Annotated in this window: 16 protein-coding genes; 12 read left to right on the top strand and 4 right to left on the bottom strand. The window is 40.0% G+C overall.

Annotation, left to right across the window (positions count from 1 at the left end; genetic code table 11):
- Positions 1–81: 81 nt before the first annotated feature.
- The 8 genes from tsaB to AB6N04_RS07425 all read left to right on the top strand — a co-directional run bounded on the left by tsaB (position 82) and on the right by AB6N04_RS07425 (position 11,656).
- Positions 82–780, top strand: coding sequence for a tRNA (adenosine(37)-N6)-threonylcarbamoyltransferase complex dimerization subunit type 1 TsaB (gene tsaB / locus AB6N04_RS07460; RefSeq protein ID WP_369311254.1), 699 nt, complete (start codon positions 82–84; stop codon positions 778–780).
- Between the two features lie 219 nt (positions 781–999).
- Entirely contained in the window at positions 1,000–1,596 is a 597-nt protein-coding gene (locus AB6N04_RS07455; RefSeq protein ID WP_369311253.1) for a Slp family lipoprotein, read from the top strand.
- Positions 1,597–2,306: 710 nt separating this feature from the next.
- On the top strand, positions 2,307–3,995 hold the full coding sequence (gene fadD, locus AB6N04_RS07450; RefSeq protein ID WP_369311252.1) for a long-chain-fatty-acid--CoA ligase FadD: 1,689 nt from the start codon (positions 2,307–2,309) through the stop codon (positions 3,993–3,995).
- 90 nt (positions 3,996–4,085) lie between these two features.
- Positions 4,086–5,207 (top strand): ribonuclease D, encoded by a 1,122-nt coding sequence (gene rnd, locus AB6N04_RS07445; RefSeq protein ID WP_369312035.1) that lies wholly within the window; start codon positions 4,086–4,088, stop codon positions 5,205–5,207.
- A 400-nt stretch (positions 5,208–5,607) separates the two neighbouring features.
- Positions 5,608–6,351 (top strand): Slam-dependent surface lipoprotein, encoded by a 744-nt coding sequence (locus AB6N04_RS07440; protein ID WP_369311251.1) that lies wholly within the window; start codon positions 5,608–5,610, stop codon positions 6,349–6,351.
- Positions 6,352–6,434: 83 nt separating this feature from the next.
- Positions 6,435–7,820 (top strand): surface lipoprotein assembly modifier, encoded by a 1,386-nt coding sequence (locus AB6N04_RS07435; protein ID WP_369311250.1) that lies wholly within the window; start codon positions 6,435–6,437, stop codon positions 7,818–7,820.
- A gap of 18 nt (positions 7,821–7,838) precedes the next feature.
- Positions 7,839–10,826, top strand: coding sequence for a TonB-dependent receptor (locus tag AB6N04_RS07430; RefSeq protein ID WP_369311249.1), 2,988 nt, complete (start codon positions 7,839–7,841; stop codon positions 10,824–10,826).
- Between the two features lie 53 nt (positions 10,827–10,879).
- Positions 10,880–11,656: an energy transducer TonB gene (locus AB6N04_RS07425; RefSeq protein WP_369311248.1), complete on the top strand. Its 777-nt coding sequence runs from the start codon at positions 10,880–10,882 to the stop codon at positions 11,654–11,656.
- A gap of 102 nt (positions 11,657–11,758) precedes the next feature.
- On the opposite strand, the gene minE is transcribed toward AB6N04_RS07425, so the two are convergent.
- Genes minE through minC form a run of 3 tightly spaced genes read right to left on the bottom strand, consistent with a single transcriptional unit; the run spans position 11,759 to position 13,587 of the window.
- Positions 11,759–12,043, bottom strand: coding sequence for a cell division topological specificity factor MinE (minE, locus tag AB6N04_RS07420; RefSeq protein WP_369311247.1), 285 nt, complete (start codon positions 12,041–12,043; stop codon positions 11,759–11,761).
- 3 nt (positions 12,044–12,046) lie between these two features.
- Positions 12,047–12,862: a septum site-determining protein MinD gene (gene minD / locus AB6N04_RS07415; RefSeq protein ID WP_369311246.1), complete on the bottom strand. Its 816-nt coding sequence runs from the start codon at positions 12,860–12,862 to the stop codon at positions 12,047–12,049.
- Positions 12,863–12,885: 23 nt separating this feature from the next.
- The gene (gene minC / locus AB6N04_RS07410) at positions 12,886–13,587 is read right to left on the bottom strand and encodes a septum site-determining protein MinC (RefSeq protein WP_369311245.1); all 702 of its coding nucleotides are present in this window, start codon (positions 13,585–13,587) and stop codon (positions 12,886–12,888) included.
- A gap of 129 nt (positions 13,588–13,716) precedes the next feature.
- Between minC and AB6N04_RS07405 the strand changes: the two genes are divergently transcribed.
- Genes AB6N04_RS07405 through AB6N04_RS07390 form a run of 4 tightly spaced genes read left to right on the top strand, consistent with a single transcriptional unit; the run spans position 13,717 to position 16,262 of the window.
- Positions 13,717–13,986, top strand: a complete 270-nt coding sequence (locus AB6N04_RS07405) for a YcgL domain-containing protein (protein WP_369311244.1) — start codon at positions 13,717–13,719, stop codon at positions 13,984–13,986.
- Positions 13,987–14,035: 49 nt separating this feature from the next.
- Positions 14,036–15,124, top strand: a complete 1,089-nt coding sequence (locus AB6N04_RS07400; RefSeq protein ID WP_369311243.1) for a lytic transglycosylase domain-containing protein — start codon at positions 14,036–14,038, stop codon at positions 15,122–15,124.
- A 20-nt stretch (positions 15,125–15,144) separates the two neighbouring features.
- Positions 15,145–15,801, top strand: coding sequence for a fumarylacetoacetate hydrolase family protein (locus tag AB6N04_RS07395; RefSeq protein ID WP_369311242.1), 657 nt, complete (start codon positions 15,145–15,147; stop codon positions 15,799–15,801).
- A gap of 20 nt (positions 15,802–15,821) precedes the next feature.
- Complete coding sequence (locus tag AB6N04_RS07390; protein WP_369311241.1) at positions 15,822–16,262, top strand: YcgN family cysteine cluster protein; 441 nt, start codon at positions 15,822–15,824, stop codon at positions 16,260–16,262.
- 69 nt (positions 16,263–16,331) lie between these two features.
- On the opposite strand, the gene AB6N04_RS07385 is transcribed toward AB6N04_RS07390, so the two are convergent.
- Complete coding sequence (locus AB6N04_RS07385; RefSeq protein ID WP_369311240.1) at positions 16,332–17,081, bottom strand: SDR family oxidoreductase; 750 nt, start codon at positions 17,079–17,081, stop codon at positions 16,332–16,334.
- Between the last annotated feature and the right edge of the window lie 164 nt (positions 17,082–17,245).

Raw genomic sequence — 17,245 nt, 5'->3', positions numbered from 1 at the left:
TTTCTGCAACCCGGTCGGCGGTTTATGCTACTATAATCCGCATCTTTCAATTGAAACCTGTTAATTTGCCGGAGTTTAGGCATGTCGAGTCGTATTCTTGCTGTTGATACAGCAACTGAAGCCTGTTCTGTCGCACTATTGTGTGGTGACGACATTATCTCACGTTTTGCAATTTCGCCACGTGAACACACACAAAAAGTTTTACCGATGGTTGAAGACGTATTAGCCGAGGCGGGTGTTACGCTAAATCAACTGGATGCTTTGGCTTTCGGTCGAGGGCCGGGCAGTTTTACTGGTGTACGTATTGGTGTTGGCATCGCTCAAGGCTTAGCGTTAGGGGCTGATTTACCGATGATAGGTGTGTCATCTTTGATGACATTGGCACAAGGTGTGTTTCGCACAACCTCTCAGACAAATGTGCTGGTGGCAATAGACGCTCGTATGTCAGAAATTTATTGTGCGCAATATCAACGTGCGGCTGAAGGTTTTTGGCAAGGTGAAGAAACGGAAGCCGTTTTATGTCCTGATGACTTTAAAACTCGATTTGCGGGTATTTCAGGTCAATGGAGCTATGCAGGAACAGGGTGGGATGCGTATCCTTCATTATTAAGCGGTGATGGTTCGCTTCATAATAGTCAAATCACGTTGCCAGATGCGCAAGATATGTTACCTATTGCCTTACAGCTATGGTTACAAGGTAAAACTGTTGCAGTTGAAAATGTTGAACCCACATATTTACGTAATGAAGTGACGTGGAAAAAACTACCGGGTCGTGAATAAATTTAGAAAATAATAATTTTAATCTATAGGCTGTTTTTTTTTGAAAAATAGCCTTTTTTTGATGTAGAAAAAAACACATCGAATCCCGCTGAAATTTAGGATATGATTAATAGGTATCCTACTTATTTATATCGCATTTAACATATCGTGTCTTCTTTGCTACAGACTATTTTAAACCGTATGACCTGAATTTATACTGTTGCTAATCGGAGGTAGTCTATGAATATTAAATTGAACTGCCGTGATGCACTGAAAGGCCTTTTTTTTGCAAGCGCATTAGCACTTACTGGGTGCGTTTCAATACCTGCATCAATTCAAGGAACGGTTCAAAACCCCACTGACAATTTAACATCTGTACAAAATGCCCCTGAAATGTATATTGGTCAGGAAGCGCGTTTTGGCGGAAAAGTGCTTGCGGTGAGTAATGAACCGACACGGACACGTTTAGAAATTGCGGTGATGGCACTTAGTAAATACGATGCCGCCCCTGAGCTTAATGCGCCATCGATTGGCCGTATTTATGCGTATATCAATGGCTTCCGTGAGCCAAGTGATTTTACGAACCGCTATGTGACGGTGGTTGGGAAAATTACCGGAGAACAGCAGGGTAAAGTTGGGCAAGTTCCCTATAAATATGTAACTCTAGATGTCACTGGTTTTCAACGTTGGAATGTTGCACAAAGCGTAATGATCCCGCCAACTGGTCCATGGGGCTATGGTTATTATGGCGATCCGTACTTTAACCACCCTTGGGGGTATGGTTATTACGGTTACCCGGGAGGGCCCGCACAAGTCCATACATACCTAACTGAATAACCATCAATATTTCTCAAAGCTGGCATAGTGATACCCTATGCCAGCTTAATCTATCTTTCCAAATTCAATTACCTGTAAAAGTTGAAGAGCAAAACCCTTAGTTATGGCGATTACCTAGTACTAGGGGCTGATTATCTTTGATGGTCAATTTTTATTCTAATTAAAGCCATGTTAGGCAAGGCGAGAGCCTCTCAACGCAGCATCAAATGAGTGAAATGTGTTTTAATCGACCCCGTAGGGCAGCATTTAGGGATAATATTTGATTCAAATCGTCGTCAGTGTGCTGACTATACATGTATCCATTTTTTGGATGGATTTTGATCTTTTTTAGCGGTAAAAAAGCAGCAAAGATAAATAAACCTAAGTGTAAGTACTTAAATTCATCCCCGGAAGATATTTTCTTCTTTCTTTATTTATGAACAATTCCCTTATAAGTTGAAATGGTTGCGGAATTTTCTGATAACATCTCCAAAATTAACTAAGATCCGTGTATAATTAGGCGTAATTTATGCGAATTAACATCTGATTAACCAAATTTCAGAAAACTGGGTGGCGTATGCCGCCTTATTTTTTCTTGAAGGAATAGAATTTATTTAGTGATAGACCTCTCAACCTTGACATTGTCTGTTTTTCAAACTGGTACGCTGAGTTAATAATTTGTTAAAAGAGATGTTGGGTATAATAATTTCACTAAATTCAGGAGCAACATTTTGGAAAAAATCTGGCTAAAAAATTACCCTGCTGATGTGCCGGAAGAAATCGATCCTGATCGCTTCGCTTCTTTAGCAGAGTTACTGGAAAATGCCGTTTCCCAATATGCCGATCAACCTGCTTTCATTAATATGGGCGCGGTAATGACGTATCGGAAATTAGAAGAAAGAAGCCGAGCTTTCGCTGCCTACTTACAAAATGGACTTGGACTTAAAAAAGGGGACCGAGTCGCTTTAATGATGCCTAACCTATTACAGTATCCAATCGCTTTGTTTGGAATATTGCGTGCGGGAATGGTTGTTGTGAACGTAAACCCCCTCTATACCCCAAGGGAGTTAGAGCATCAACTTAATGACAGTGGTACAACTGCCATTGTGATCGTGTCGAATTTCGCCTCTACATTGGAAAAAATTGTCTATAACACCAAAGTTAAACACGTTATTTTAACCCGCATGGGGGATCAGCTTTCACGTCCTAAAGCGACGATTGTTGATTTTGTCGTTAAATACATCAAACGCTTGGTGCCAAAATATAATTTACCCGATGCTATTTCGTTCCGTCGTGCTATGCACTTTGGTTATCGCATGCAATACATTAAACCCAATATAACAGGGGGCGACTTAGCGTTTTTGCAATATACCGGAGGCACGACAGGCGTCGCGAAAGGAGCGATGTTAACCCACCGCAATATGTTAGCGAACTTAGAGCAAGCAAGAGCCGCATACGGTCCAGTATTAAAATTCGGTGCCGAGTTTGTCGTGACGGCGTTACCGCTGTATCATGTTTTTGCTCTTACTGTAAACTGCTTACTTTTCATTAACGTAGGAGGGGTTAACCTGTTAATTACCAATCCTCGCGATGTGCCTGATACGGTTAAACAGTTGGGGCGTTATCCCATCACCTCAATTACTGGCGTCAATACGTTATTTAATGCATGGATACATAATGAAGAATTCCACAAACTGGATTTTTCGCGCTTAAGATTATCGGTAGGCGGGGGAATGCCCGTGCAAAAAGCGGTTGCTGAAAAATGGCAGAAATTGACAGGCAAACACTTACTGGAGGGATATGGCCTTACGGAGTGTTCACCGTTGGTTACAGGGAATCCATATAATCTCACCGAATATAGTGGTAGTATCGGTCTACCTGTTCCCTCAACGGATGTAAAGTTTCTCAATGATGAAGGTCAAGAAGTGCCATTGGGGGAACCGGGTGAAATGTGGGTTAAAGGCCCGCAAGTGATGAAAGGCTACTGGAACCGCCCAGATTCGACAGCTGAGGCTATTGTTGATGGTTGGATAGCCACAGGTGATATTGCAGAAATGGATAGCGAAGGTTATATCCGCATTGTTGATCGTAAAAAAGACATGATCATCGTCTCTGGATTTAATGTTTATCCTAATGAAATTGAAGATGTCATAGCGACTCACCCTGATGTGGTTGAATGTGCTGCCATTGGCGTACCAAGTGAAAGCACAGGGGAAGCTGTTAAAGTCTTTGTTGTTACGAAAAATGCGAATTTAACTGGGGATGAGCTAAAAACATTTTGTCGCCGCTCATTAACTGCGTATAAAGTACCTAAACTATTTGAATTTCGTGAAGAACTTCCTAAATCGAATGTTGGAAAGATTCTGCGTAAAGATTTACGTGATGAAGAAAAATTGAAAAGAGATAAGTCACCTGCTTAAAAGTGATTTAGAATATATCAAGATAACAAATAAGTGACGCCGGTATATACCGGCGTCACTGTGATGAAAATAGAAAAAGAGAAACTTGTTTTGAATTATCGTTTAGTGACCACAGATAGCGAATTAGCCCAGGTATGCCAAGAGGCCAGTAAAGCACATTGGCTTGCTCTGGATACTGAGTTTGTTCGTACAAGAACATATTATCCTCAATTAGGTTTGCTACAGCTGTATGATGGAAAGCAAGTTTCATTGATTGACCCGCTATCAATAACGGATTTCAGCCCGTTTAAAATGCTGTTAACCAATCCAAATCAGCTTAAATTTTTGCATGCAGGAAGTGAAGATCTTGAAGTGTTTATGCATGATTTTGATTGTGTGCCTGAGCCCATGATTGACACTCAAGTAGTCGCCGCCTTTTTGGGATACCCTATCTCTTGCGGTTTTGCATCACTGGTTTCTGAGCATCTCGGTATTGAATTAGACAAAAGTGAATCGCGAACAGACTGGCTAGCGCGCCCCTTGAGCGAAAAACAATGTGACTATGCCACCGCAGACGTGTTGTACTTGCTACCACTCGCTGAAATTCTCATGAAGAAAGTGACAGAAGCAGGCTATTTAGATGATGCAAAGGATGAATGCCAACGTGTGGTAGTGCGCCGCCAAAAAGCGCTTAAGCCAGAAAAAGCATATTTAAATATCCACAATGCGTGGCAGTTACGTGATGAACAACTGGCGTGTTTGCAATTACTTGCACAGTGGCGCTTAAACCAAGCTAAAGCGCGGGATATGGCGATTAATTTTGTGGTGAAAGAAGAGCATTTATGGAAAGTGGCTCGTTACCTACCAACCTCTCTTGGGGAGCTTGATAGCCTTGGTCTAACAGGGCAAGAAATTCGCTGCCATGGCAAGCGCCTGCTCAGTATTGTTGAGCAAGCTAAAAAACTGGATGCAAGCCAATATCCCGCTCCTGTATCGAATATTACTGAGCAAGGCCAATATAAAAGCTTGTTTAAAGAAATTAAATCGGTAGTGAAAGATATTGCCGAAAACGAAAAATTTAATGCAGAGTTACTGGCGTCTAGGCGGCAAATCAACCAATTACTCGCTATTCATTGGGGGCTAAAATCATCTACCACCCCACCTGAACTCCTTGCTGGCTGGCGAGGGAAATTACTTGCAGAGCCTCTTTCTAAGTTATTAGCCAATGCATAATCTATTTAGGCACATGAACATTTCTGTGCCTAAATACATATTTAATTTTAATTTATTTATTATTGAATAATTAAGAGTTAATAAGTAATTAATTAATTTTATTTTAATTAAATATAGTGTATCGGTATTTGTAATTACTCTTAAAAATTACTAATTAAATGGATAAAGGGAAGGGGTAATAAAAGCATATTACTCTGGATTATCTAACTAATTGAAATAAAATAACTTATTTAACACCAAAAGCTAACAATAATGAGTTGAATAATACACTCTACATTTGTAAATAAAAATCATTTTCATATACTGATTTGCGAACATTAAAAGAATGGTTAATACCTTTTTTTAATGCGTATCTTAATTTATCAATATAAGTTAATTTCAGATGAAAAGGATAGCACAAATGAGAAAACTTTCTTTAATTACCTTAGTTGTTTCTTTCTCTGTATTTTCTAGCGGTGTAATGGCTGAAGCAGTTTCAGGCCAAAGCCAAAGCTATGATGGAGAAAAAACAGACATTATTGTTGGTGGAACACAGTCAGTAAGAGGGACACATGGTGGAGTTATAGGTGCTCCTGGGATTGGTTACCGATATATGAAAGATGGCATGAGAATATCATTCTCTGGTTTAAAAAACATGGTAAGTCATAAACCTGATAATGTTTATGTGTTAGAAAGTGGCGGGGGCCCACATGGTGGCATGGGGAAATTCCAATTTAGCCAAGTTGCTGATGTAGAAATTTATTATGGCGATTGGTCACAAACAGGGGAAGAGGGGGACAAAAGACACACGGCATATTTCTCAGGGGAAAATGCCAGCACAGCAGTGCCAACTAACGGTAAAGCCACATATACCCTTGAAGGGGTTAATCAGTTCGATGGCGAAGCTAAATTAGCAGGGGCGTTTGAAGCTGACTTTGGTGACAAAACCTATAACGGCTCGCTGCAAGGGGTAAGCAATAGCTATACGATGACGGGTTCAATTGAAGATCAAGGGAAATTCAGTGGTATTGCGGTTGCCAATGGTTCTATCGATGGCACAAGTAGCGGGCAGTTCTTTGGTGATAACGCAGAGCATATGGCAGGTATAACTTCATTTGCAGGTCACGAGGAATTAGACACCGCGTTTTCGGGTAAAAAAGACTAATTAGTTTTTACTCATAAACAACTTCTTATAAAAATAGGCGAATTTTTTCGTCTATTTTTTATTTTGTATAAAGTTGAAACTATATGAATATGAAAAAAATTAGTATTTTAATTGTTATTTTTTTATTTGGTTTTCATGGGATATCTAATGGTCAGTATATGTCTGGGAGCATCCATTCCCTTTTAAATAAAACTGATAAGAAAGGTGTTAATTCAGCAAAAAAATATAATAAAAATATCGACGAAATAAGTTTTATTCTTTATGATTTAACACAAGGAAAACAATTTGAGAAAGTTGATAGCTTATTAGTAGATTACTTAAATGAACCTGAATATGATAAAACATTGGTTAACTATATTCGTGCTGAACGTTTTATTTATGAAGGTAAATATAATCAAGCAATAGAGAGTTACCTTAAAGTACTAGATGATGAACCTAATGTTATTTCGACGAATTTAAAATTAGCTAAAGCTTACTTAGTGGTTAAAAATTATGTTGATGCATTAAAACAGTATCAAGCTATCAGCGTGAAATTTCATGGTAAATTAACCGATAAACAGAAAAACATAGTTGATAACAGTATTAAAAATATAGAAAATCGTTATAAATGGCATAAAAATATTAACTTCAGTATGGCCTATAATTCGAATATTGACCAAGCTCAAGGTGGTGACAAACAATATTGCGCTAAAGGAACGTGTATCACTGGGCAACCGACGCGTGCTAGCATGGTAAATAATTTCTATCTAAGCAGCACGACAATGGTTCCTCTACGAGGGCAACATACATGGATGCAAGGACTCACTTTTTCAGGGGTAGACTATTTACGGGATGACAGTAAAAGAAAGGTAACCGTGCAAGCTAATGGTGGTTATCAATTTGCAGATAATAATAAAAAGTTAGCTTTAATACCAAGTGGTTTAGTGGCATGGCAAAATAATCAATTTCATTACTATAAGATAAGTGGGAAAGGGCTATTAGAGGTTTATCCATCACAGATTCTTTCTATTTACGCCAGTGTTGATGTTAATGAATATCAGTATAATAAAAGATATGCGGCACATGATGGTAATGAAAGGATTTATTCATTAGGGTTGGTTTATATCCTTAACACTCATCGTAAGTTAATTATTCGAGGCAGCAATGTCAGTTACAATAAACAATTAGAAAGTGATAGTTATCGTCAATATGAACTGTCTGTTAGCGCATTTAATTACATTCATAAAACTGAGATCGCTAATACCATAGGCTACCGGAAAACAAAATTTAATCGCTATGATTGGTCATTGGATACCCAACGGGTAGATCATTACTGGTATTTTAAAACACAATTCAATAAAACCAATTTTAAGATATTGCAATTTTCACCATCAATTTATTTTAATTATCAAATCAATAATAGTAGTGCAGATGTTATTTATTCTTATAAGCAAAGTGAGTTCGGTGTCAATTTTAGCAAAGCATTTTAATTTTCACCGGAAGGAATAATGAAAGTAAAAACAGTGATAGCAATCAATATCGCGACAGGGTTGTCCTTGTTGTGTACTCCAAGCTTACTGAATGCACAAGAGCGGGAAAATATCGGTGCTATTTTGATTAATGATAAAGCTACAACTATCAAAGAACGTGATAGAAAAGGTGCAGATAACCAATATGATAAAGACGAATCGAATATTTATATTAGCAAAGAGGAAATTGAACGTTATAAGGGAACCAATCCCGCAGATGCCATTAACCATGCCGTTGGGGTGTATAGCGGGGATGCGCGTAATAGTGGCGCATTAGACCCTAATGTTCGTGGCATACAAGGGCAAGGGCGGGTTCCCGTGACTGTCGATGGAACAGAGCAGGCTATCACTGTTTGGCGAGGTTACAATGGCGCTAATAACCGTAATTATATCGATCCAAATATGATCAGTAGCATTATGGTGATGAAAAGTGCCACACTTGACCGCGATGTTCGCACTTCTACTGGGGGCGGAATTACCATAGCTACGCTTGGTATTGATGATGTGGTCAGTTCCGATGAGAAATTTGGGTTTGATATAAAGTTGGAAACCAGTAGCAATGCGACTAAACCAAGAATTAATCGCCTTAGTTACGGGGGGGATTATCGGGATGATAAAAACTTATTTGAATATTTAAACATGAAAAACTTCCGTGGGATCTATTTTCAAGATAAAGAGGTGTTAGTCAGCCCTCATTCACGGGGAAATGCTAACTTTTTTAATTTACAAAGTAATGCGGCAAGGATAGCTATGGGAACACGGCAGGGGAAATTTGATCTGATGTTAGCCTACAGCTACCGCAACCAAGGTAATTATTTTGCGGGCCGCCGAGGTGCTGGGCAATATTATGACGACATAATTACTTATGACCCTCAAAATCCCCAGAAGGCTATCGACCCGTATATGCCATTTGTTGCCAAAATTTATGGTCCAAATAAAGAGGTGGGTAACACCTCCAATGAGATGTCCACTTGGTTAGCCAAATTGAATGTCATGTTACCGAATAACCAAGATATCTCCTTCGGTTATATGCAAACGGTAAGCCATTATGGCGAAATTATGCCCTCACAAATTCGCTACCATGATTTAGAGGGGCAAATTCCCCAGTGGGAACTGGCTAATCTAACCTTAAACACCCTCTATGCCAATTACGCTTTTAAACCGGAGTTACTAAATTGGGTAGATCTTCGTTTCGGTGCTTGGTTAACCAAAACGGATTTAAATTCTAATACAGCTGGGGGATTGCCAAGGGAGCCAATTCAGCGGGACTGGTATTATGAAATTGAAAGCACAAATACGCCGAAAAATTTGAATATTGACGGCTCATTAGTTAATGGTATTAAGCTAAACCAACTCAACGATCGCTATGGCATTTCGTTATCGAATAAATTTCAATTAACCCCTGAATTTAACATTACACTGATGGGGAATTTAATTGATGAAAATATTGGTAGCCGAGACGATATTTATGGCTCTAATTCAACGCCAAAATCAGTTCTGTTCAGAGCAATTCCACGGGAAGGTAAACGTCGGGAATACAATGGCGGAATAAGGCTAGATTGGCACCCCTCTGACTGGTTTAGCCTGAACGCCAGCGCCCAATATATAAACTATTGGTCAAGGGATATTCTTAAAGAAAGACGCATAGCAGCCAAAGATGAAATATTTGCTAGGCACAGTCGTATAGCGGCGAAAAACTATCGATTATCTCGTGTATTAACCGCTGAGGAATTTAACAAAATTCAGCGTTTTGAAGATAGAAAGGGGCAAACATATGCAGATGTAAAAAATAAACCCTATGTTATAAAGCTATTTATTGAGGAGGCACTCGGCTTATCCAACGGAGCGTTAAATGATGCGAGATATCAACGAATAAGTGGAGAGTTTAGGATCACCGAAAAAAACCACACTGTAAAGTGGTTAGCCGATGAAAACCATCGCTTTATGCGTGTAAATAATCCTTTTTATAATGGTGAGGTGGATTTAAAGGCAGAAGACGTTGACCCTGTTACAGGCATAATGACTAAAAAATTGACGGTAGCAGAGTTAGCCAGAGATGAAATTAAGTTTACGGGAGATGAGCGGTTCGTGTCTGCGAAAAGAAATGAAGACTCAGCATGGGCACCTGCCGTAGGGACAACCATCCATCTAACCGAAAATGACCGAATATTTGCACGTTATATAGAAACGGTAAGGATGCCTAGCATTTTTGAGGATACTGTTGGTTTTTCCAGTAGTAAGGGACTCAATTATGTGCCGCCCACCTTTTTACCAGAGCGTAGCCATACGGTAGAACTCGGTTATGTCAGCAATTTCCAAGAACGATTGAATGCAGAAAACCATGCGGATTTGCGTGTTAATTATTATCATACGGTGGTAAGCAACGCCTTTGAAAGAGACATGAACTTAGTTTTCACGCAGGTAGATAAACATATAACCTCAGGGGTAGAGTTGTTAGCCCGTTATGATGATGGCTGGTTGTTTGGTGATATAGGCCTAGATTATCGATTAAAAAATGAAGTGTGTGATGAAGCGTTTTTAATGTCAATGGATCCTTATAACAAATTTGGTGGATCAGAGTGTACAACGGCAGGGTTTCCAGGGGGGTATTTGCGTACGCAATTGCAACCCAAATATAGCATTCATGCTAATCTAGGATTGCGTTTCCTTGATGAACGCTTTGAAATAGGTAGTCGTATGCGCTATCACAGTACGGCTAAAAATGAAGATGAAGCTGAAATGATAGACACGTATCCTCATCATTATGCGCCATTAAATAACAGCCCGATGCGTTGGAATGCCATTTTCACCACCGATGCTTACATCAATTACCAAGTGAACAAAGACCTTTCATTCGAATTGTTAGCAACAAATTTACTAGATGAATATTATATTGACCCGTTAACACGTAGCATGATGCCGGCTCCCGGTCGAACCTTACGTTTTAGCATGACAAGCAAATTCTAGCCATTACCCCCTTATGTTTTGACGGCATAAGGGGGTTTGTTTTGGGATGATAAATGACACATTCTCGTTTTATAACAGCAATGGTGGCTTCATTAGCATTACACTGCGGACTCATTTATTACAGCCAGCATGTCGGTACTGCGTTGGCAAAAATCGCAGTACCAGTTAATGCCACGGTAATGACGTTGGCAATGACGCAATTCCTGCTTGAAAAACACGTTTCCACGGTTGATGAAGTGATTAGTGATTCAGGTGGACAGATTAGCTCACCCATTGAGCTAGAGCAGGCTATTATTGAAGTGGCAAAAGAGCAAAATGAAACCGATAACGAAGACCGTTCAGCAAAAACAACACCTGCAGTTAGTAAGCCAAAGGAGCAAGTGAAGAAACAACCAAAGAAAAAAGTGGAATCTAAAGAAGTGGTTAAAAAGCCAAATAGCGATGAAGTTGAACAACCCTCTAAAGCGGGGGAAAGTGAAATAACATCCCAAGCCAGTGGTGTACAAGGGAACCAACAAACGGTTGCTGTAGGAGAACAGCTTGAAGATATCCGGTTAAGCTACTTGGCGAAAGTGCGAAATGAGCTTGAGCGCCATAAGAAGTATCCAAGACGTGCGAGAACGATGGGTATTGAAGGCTCAGTAGTATTACATTTCCAACTTACTTCTCAGGGAGAATTAATCAATGTCTCTATTGTTAGTTCAGAGCATAACGAAATATTTAATAAAGCTGTACTAAATGCAGTAAAACGTTACCGCTCAGTAGGCCCAAAACCTGAAAGTGTTAAGGCATTAAATCAGATACAAATTCATTTCTTATTGGATAAATAATAAAAGAGAAAACGAAAAGGCAATAACGGGGTATTAGCCATAATGGCTAATAAAATAGGGTGAAAAGCAAGCCGCCATCATGTACAGCGGCTTCTTTGCGAATTATTTTTCTGCTGTTGTTGTTTTGATTTCGTCGCCTTCTGGGAGTGTGACGTTTAATTCAAGAACAGAAATATCATCGTCTTTTTGTTCAAATTGAACGGATAACATCTCAGGGTCAATTTGCACATATTTACAAATAACTTGCAGGATATCGCGTTTCATATCAGCAAGATAGGCGGGTTCGCTATCACCACGGCGGCGCTCCGCAACGATGATCTGTAATCGCTCTTTTGCAATATTCGCTGTCGTTTTTTTTCTCGACAGAAAGAAATCCAATAAAGCCATTATTTACCCCCCAAATAGGCGTTTTAAGAAGCCTTTCTTCTCTTCTTCAATGAAACGGATAGGGCGATCTTCACCTAAAATACGCGCGACACAGTCATCGTAAGCTTGGCCTGCTTCGGACTCTTTATCTAAAATAACTGGTTCACCTTGGTTAGATGAGCGCAAGACAGATTGATCTTCGGGAATAACCCCAATTAATGGAATACAAAGGATCTCTAGCACGTCTTCCATACTTAACATATCACCACGCGTTACCCGACCTGGATTATAACGAGTGAGTAAAAGATGCTCTTTTATTGGGTCTTGACCTTTTTCTGCACGACGTGATTTAGAGGCTAAAATGCCTAAAATGCGGTCAGAGTCACGAACTGAAGATACTTCTGGGTTGGTTGTGATAATCGCTTCATCAGCAAAGTACAGCGCCATCAATGCGCCACTTTCGATCCCTGCGGGTGAATCACAAACGATAAACTCAAAGCCAAGATCTTGACTAAGTTCATCAAGAATTTTTTCAACGCCGTCGCGGGTTAACGCGTCTTTGTCACGAGTTTGTGAAGCAGGTAAAATAAACAAATTCTCGGTACGTTTATCTTTGATTAACGCTTGGTTAAGTGTTGCATCACCTTGGATAACGTTGACGAAGTCATAAACAACACGACGTTCACACCCCATGATGAGGTCAAGGTTACGTAGACCGATATCGAAATCGATTACAACGGTTTTTTTCCCTTTTTGTGCTAAGCCAGTTGCTATGGCCGCGCTTGAAGTGGTTTTACCAACGCCACCTTTACCTGAAGTCACTACAATTATGCGTGCCATGAATAATTCCTTGTAAATAAGGTCTAATTTAAATATTCGATGTTAAGTTTGTTATCAACTAAACAAAGTTTAGCTGCTTTGGCGAGAAATTCAGCAGGGATTTGATCGCTCAGCCAATATTCACCTGCAATAGAGACTAACTCCGCTTGCAAATGGGTACAATAAATCTGACTTTCAATATCACCAGAAGCGCCCGCTAAGGCACGACCCCGCATCACACCATAGATATGAATATTACCATCTGCTAATAGCTCTGCCCCGGCACTCACGTTACTTGTGACGATGAGATCACTATTTGGCGCGTAAATGCGTTGCCCAGAACGAACAGGGGTATTGATAATTCGAGTCTTACGATAAACCGGCTCAGTTTGTGCTGCGGCACTATTTGCCTCAGTATGAATTTCAACAGGTTTTTGGCTTTTACCTTCACTTAATATCGGTAAGCCAGCCTCATTCGCTTTTTGGCGCAACAAAGGGTCGGTACACCCACTGACACCAACAATACGCAAACCTGCGGACACTACAGATTTATGAATGCTGTATAAATCTGCATTTGCAGTCAATTCCGCAATATTGATTACAACAGGGGCATTTTTAAAGAAATCAGGGGCTTGGTTTACTTTATCTTGCAGCGCTTTTTTGATGAGTTTAGGCTCTTCACTGTATAAGTGAATAACTGAAAGAGTAAAACTGCTGCCTTTAAGTTCTATTGGCGATTGTGGCATCTATCCAGACTCAGCAAATTAAAATTTCCGAAACAATCCTCGGGTGAAGATATTCTGTAAAACAATAGCATGTTATAGTTACTGTATTCTTCAAGCAAGCTAATGAGCTAAGAAAAAGAGTTAAATATAATGATTTGTGCAATTTATAGAAGCCCTAAGCGTGAACAAACCTACCTTTATATTGAAAAGAAAGATGATTTTTCACGCGTTCCTGAAGAGTTATTAGCCCAATTTGGAACACCTCAATTCGCTATGGTTGTTGCATTAGATAAGCGCGAAAAGCTTGCTAATGCTGATTTGGCGCGAGTTAAGGCAGACTTACAAGAAGTTGGTTATTACCTGCAATTCCCACCACCAGTGGAGGATCTGCTTTCAGAACATAAACAGCTTAATCTTTAAAGCAATTTAAGAAAAACCTGAAAAGCTTTGTGCGTTCTGGAGGATGCGAATGAAACCAACGTTATTATATACATTAGTCGCTGGTTTGCTTTTAGCAAGTTGCTCAGCAAAAAACCATGAAACGGTTGTCACTCAACCGATTACTGAAGAACAAAACGCGGCGATTGTTCAAGAAGTCGCCGCCCTTGATAAGGCGTTCCCTATCGAACAGCGTGAACCATCCCAATTTCCAGCTTATGTGGAATTATTGAAAGAACATGCTATTGCTCAAGGGATCAAACCTGCAACGATTGAACGTGCTTTTGCCAATATTCATTTTATCGAACGTGTGGTAAAAGCGGATAAAGGACAACCAGAAAAAAGAGCGACGGTGACACTCGCGAGCTATCTTAAGAACGTATTACCTCAATCACGTATTAATGCGGGATATGATAAGTATATTGAAAATCAAGCATTGCTTGATTCAACCAGCCAAAAGTATGGCGTTCCCCCGCAATTTATTGTCTCTCTTTGGGGGCTTGAAAGTGGATTTGGTCGCTCACAAGGCAAGGAAGATGTCATTTCTGCGCTAGCTACACTCTCTTTTGAAGGACGTCGTGAAGCGCTTTTTAGTAAGCAATTATTGGCAGCACTTGAGATAATGGATAAAGGCTATATCCCAGAAGAGCAGCAATTAAAGGGTTCATGGGCTGGTGCTATGGGGCAAAGCCAGTTTATGCCAACGTCTTATTTGTCCTATGCGGCAGATGGTGATGGCGATGGTAAGATGGATATTTGGAACAATAAAGCGGATGTTTTCGCGTCAATTGCCAATTATTTATCGACAGAAGGTTGGCAATCCCAATTACCGTGGGGTTACCAAGTCAGTTTACCTGCGGACTTTAACCGAGTCTTGGAAGGTGTAAAACCAGAACAAGGGAAAAGCGTCAGTGACTGGCAGCAATTAGGGGTTAAATTACCTGCATTTGCACAATTATCGCCGGATGTAAAAACATGGGTTGTTATTCCGGATGATCCAGAAGGTAGAACATTTTTAGTGACTGAAAACTTTCGTACCATTATGCATTGGAACCGCTCATATTATTTTGCATTGAGTGTGTGCTTGATGGCCGATGGCATCGCTAAAAAAATACAATAACGATAATAGGAGTTACCCTTATGTATCAACATCGTGACTGGCAAGGTGCTTTACTTGATTTTCCCGCAAACAAAGTTGTTTGTGTTGGTAGCAACTATGCCAAACATATTAAAGAGATGGGTTCAGCTGTTCCTGAAGAGCCTGTTATTTTTATCAAACCTGAAACTGCACTTTGTGATATCACTCAATCGATAGTGATCCCTAAAGATTTGGGTGAAGTTCATCACGAAGTGGAAATGGCCATTTTGATTGGTATGCCATTAAAAAATGCCGATGAAGACCGAGCTTCTCGTGCGATCGCTGGCTACGCGGTTGCTCTTGATTTAACACTGCGTGATTTACAAGCTAAATTTAAGAAAGCTGGGCAACCATGGGAAAAAAGTAAGGCATTTGATGGCTCATGTCCAATCTCAGGTTTCATTCCAGTTAATAATCCAAGTGAATTGCAAAATGTTCAGCTATCACTGGAAATTAACGGGGAAATTCGCCAAGAAGGTTCGACGCGTGATATGATCACGCCGATTTTACCGCTTATTAGCTATATGTCCCGTTTCTTCACGTTACGTGCAGGAGATATTATTTTAACGGGAACGCCAGAAGGTGTCGGTCCATTGGCTTCTGGTGATATGTTAAAGCTATCGATTAATGATCACTCGCTGACTACTCGAGTTATTTAAGTATAGGATAGATAAGTATTATGTCGCAGTTCTGGCAGGTTAAGACATTAGATGAAATGACAGATGATGAATGGGAATCTTTGTGTGATGGATGTGGGCAGTGTTGCTTGCATAAATTAATGGATGAAGATACAGATGAAATCTATTTCACTAATGTGGCTTGCAACCAATTAAACTTAAAAACCTGCCAGTGTAAGCATTATGAAAACCGCTTCGAATATGAAGCGGATTGTATCAAGCTTAACCGCTATAACCTAGAAACCTTTGAGTGGCTGCCAAACACGTGTGCCTACCGGTTATTGCTTGAAGGGAAAAGCTTGCCGGCTTGGCACCCGTTAAAAACAGGTTCAAAAGCGGCAATGCATAATGCGGGGGTGTCTGTTCGTCACATTGCCGTCAGGGAAATTGATGTGGTAGATTGGGAAGACCACATCATGAATAGGCCAAAAGGTAGGGGTTAACGACTCAACTTTATCGCTTAAAGCTTGCGTTGATCCTACATTTTAAAATTAAGTCTAATAATCGAATTTTTATTTAATAGCAGAATTACCACCGTCAGCAAATAGGGCGGTTCCTGTCACAAAGCTTGACATTGAACTTGCTAAAAATAATGCCACTGACGCTAATTCTTTAGGATCAGCCAATCTTTTCATTGCATGCAAGTTTGCAGCCCAATCTTTTTGTTGCTGATCGCCCGCCATATCGGTGTTTACACCACCTGGCAGTAAAGCATTTGCTCTGATATTGCTTGTCGCATAATCTGCGGTGATCCCTTTAGCTAATGCAATTAAAGCGGTTTTTGCGACACCATAGGCTGTCATACCCGGTAACGCGGAGCTAGTGCCAACAAAGCTAGATGTAAATACTAATGAGCCACCACCGGCTTGGAGCATTGCAGGAATTTGGCTTTTAGCCCCCATAAATGCAGCGGTAATATTTGTATTTTGTACTTCAAACCATTCTTTTAATGTTATATCCGCTAGAGGTTTTGTAGCGCCAACAGTACCTGCATTATTGATTGCAATATCAAGTTGCCCAAATTCATTAAGCGTTTTATCAATAACATGATTATGCGTTTCTTCCGAGCAGATGTCCCCCGCGTGATATATCACCTTACCACCAAATGCCTTTATTTCACTCGCAATTCGCTTAAGGTTTTCTTCACGTCTCGCGGTTAAGCAAACGGATGCCCCATGCTGAGCAAATAGAAGTGCTGTAGATTGACCAATACCGGAGGATGCTCCTGTAATAATTGCAACTTTGTTTTTTAATAACATCATTATGCCTCTTTGCTTATGTGTACAAACCATAACGTAATGGATGGCACAATAATTCCTGTTTCTTGCTTTATAATTTAGTGATAACAGTATAAATGTACGCACAATCTCAAGTAGGATTATCTGGGATAAAGCTATAAAGGATTTTTCGGTGATATTTAGGTGAA

Origin of the sequence: Providencia rettgeri, from assembly GCF_041075285.1 — a bacterium.
Lineage (GTDB): Bacteria > Pseudomonadota > Gammaproteobacteria > Enterobacterales > Enterobacteriaceae > Providencia > Providencia rettgeri_G.
The sequence above is the reverse complement of the archived record's forward strand: the minus strand, read 5'-3'. Positions and strand labels throughout refer to the sequence as shown.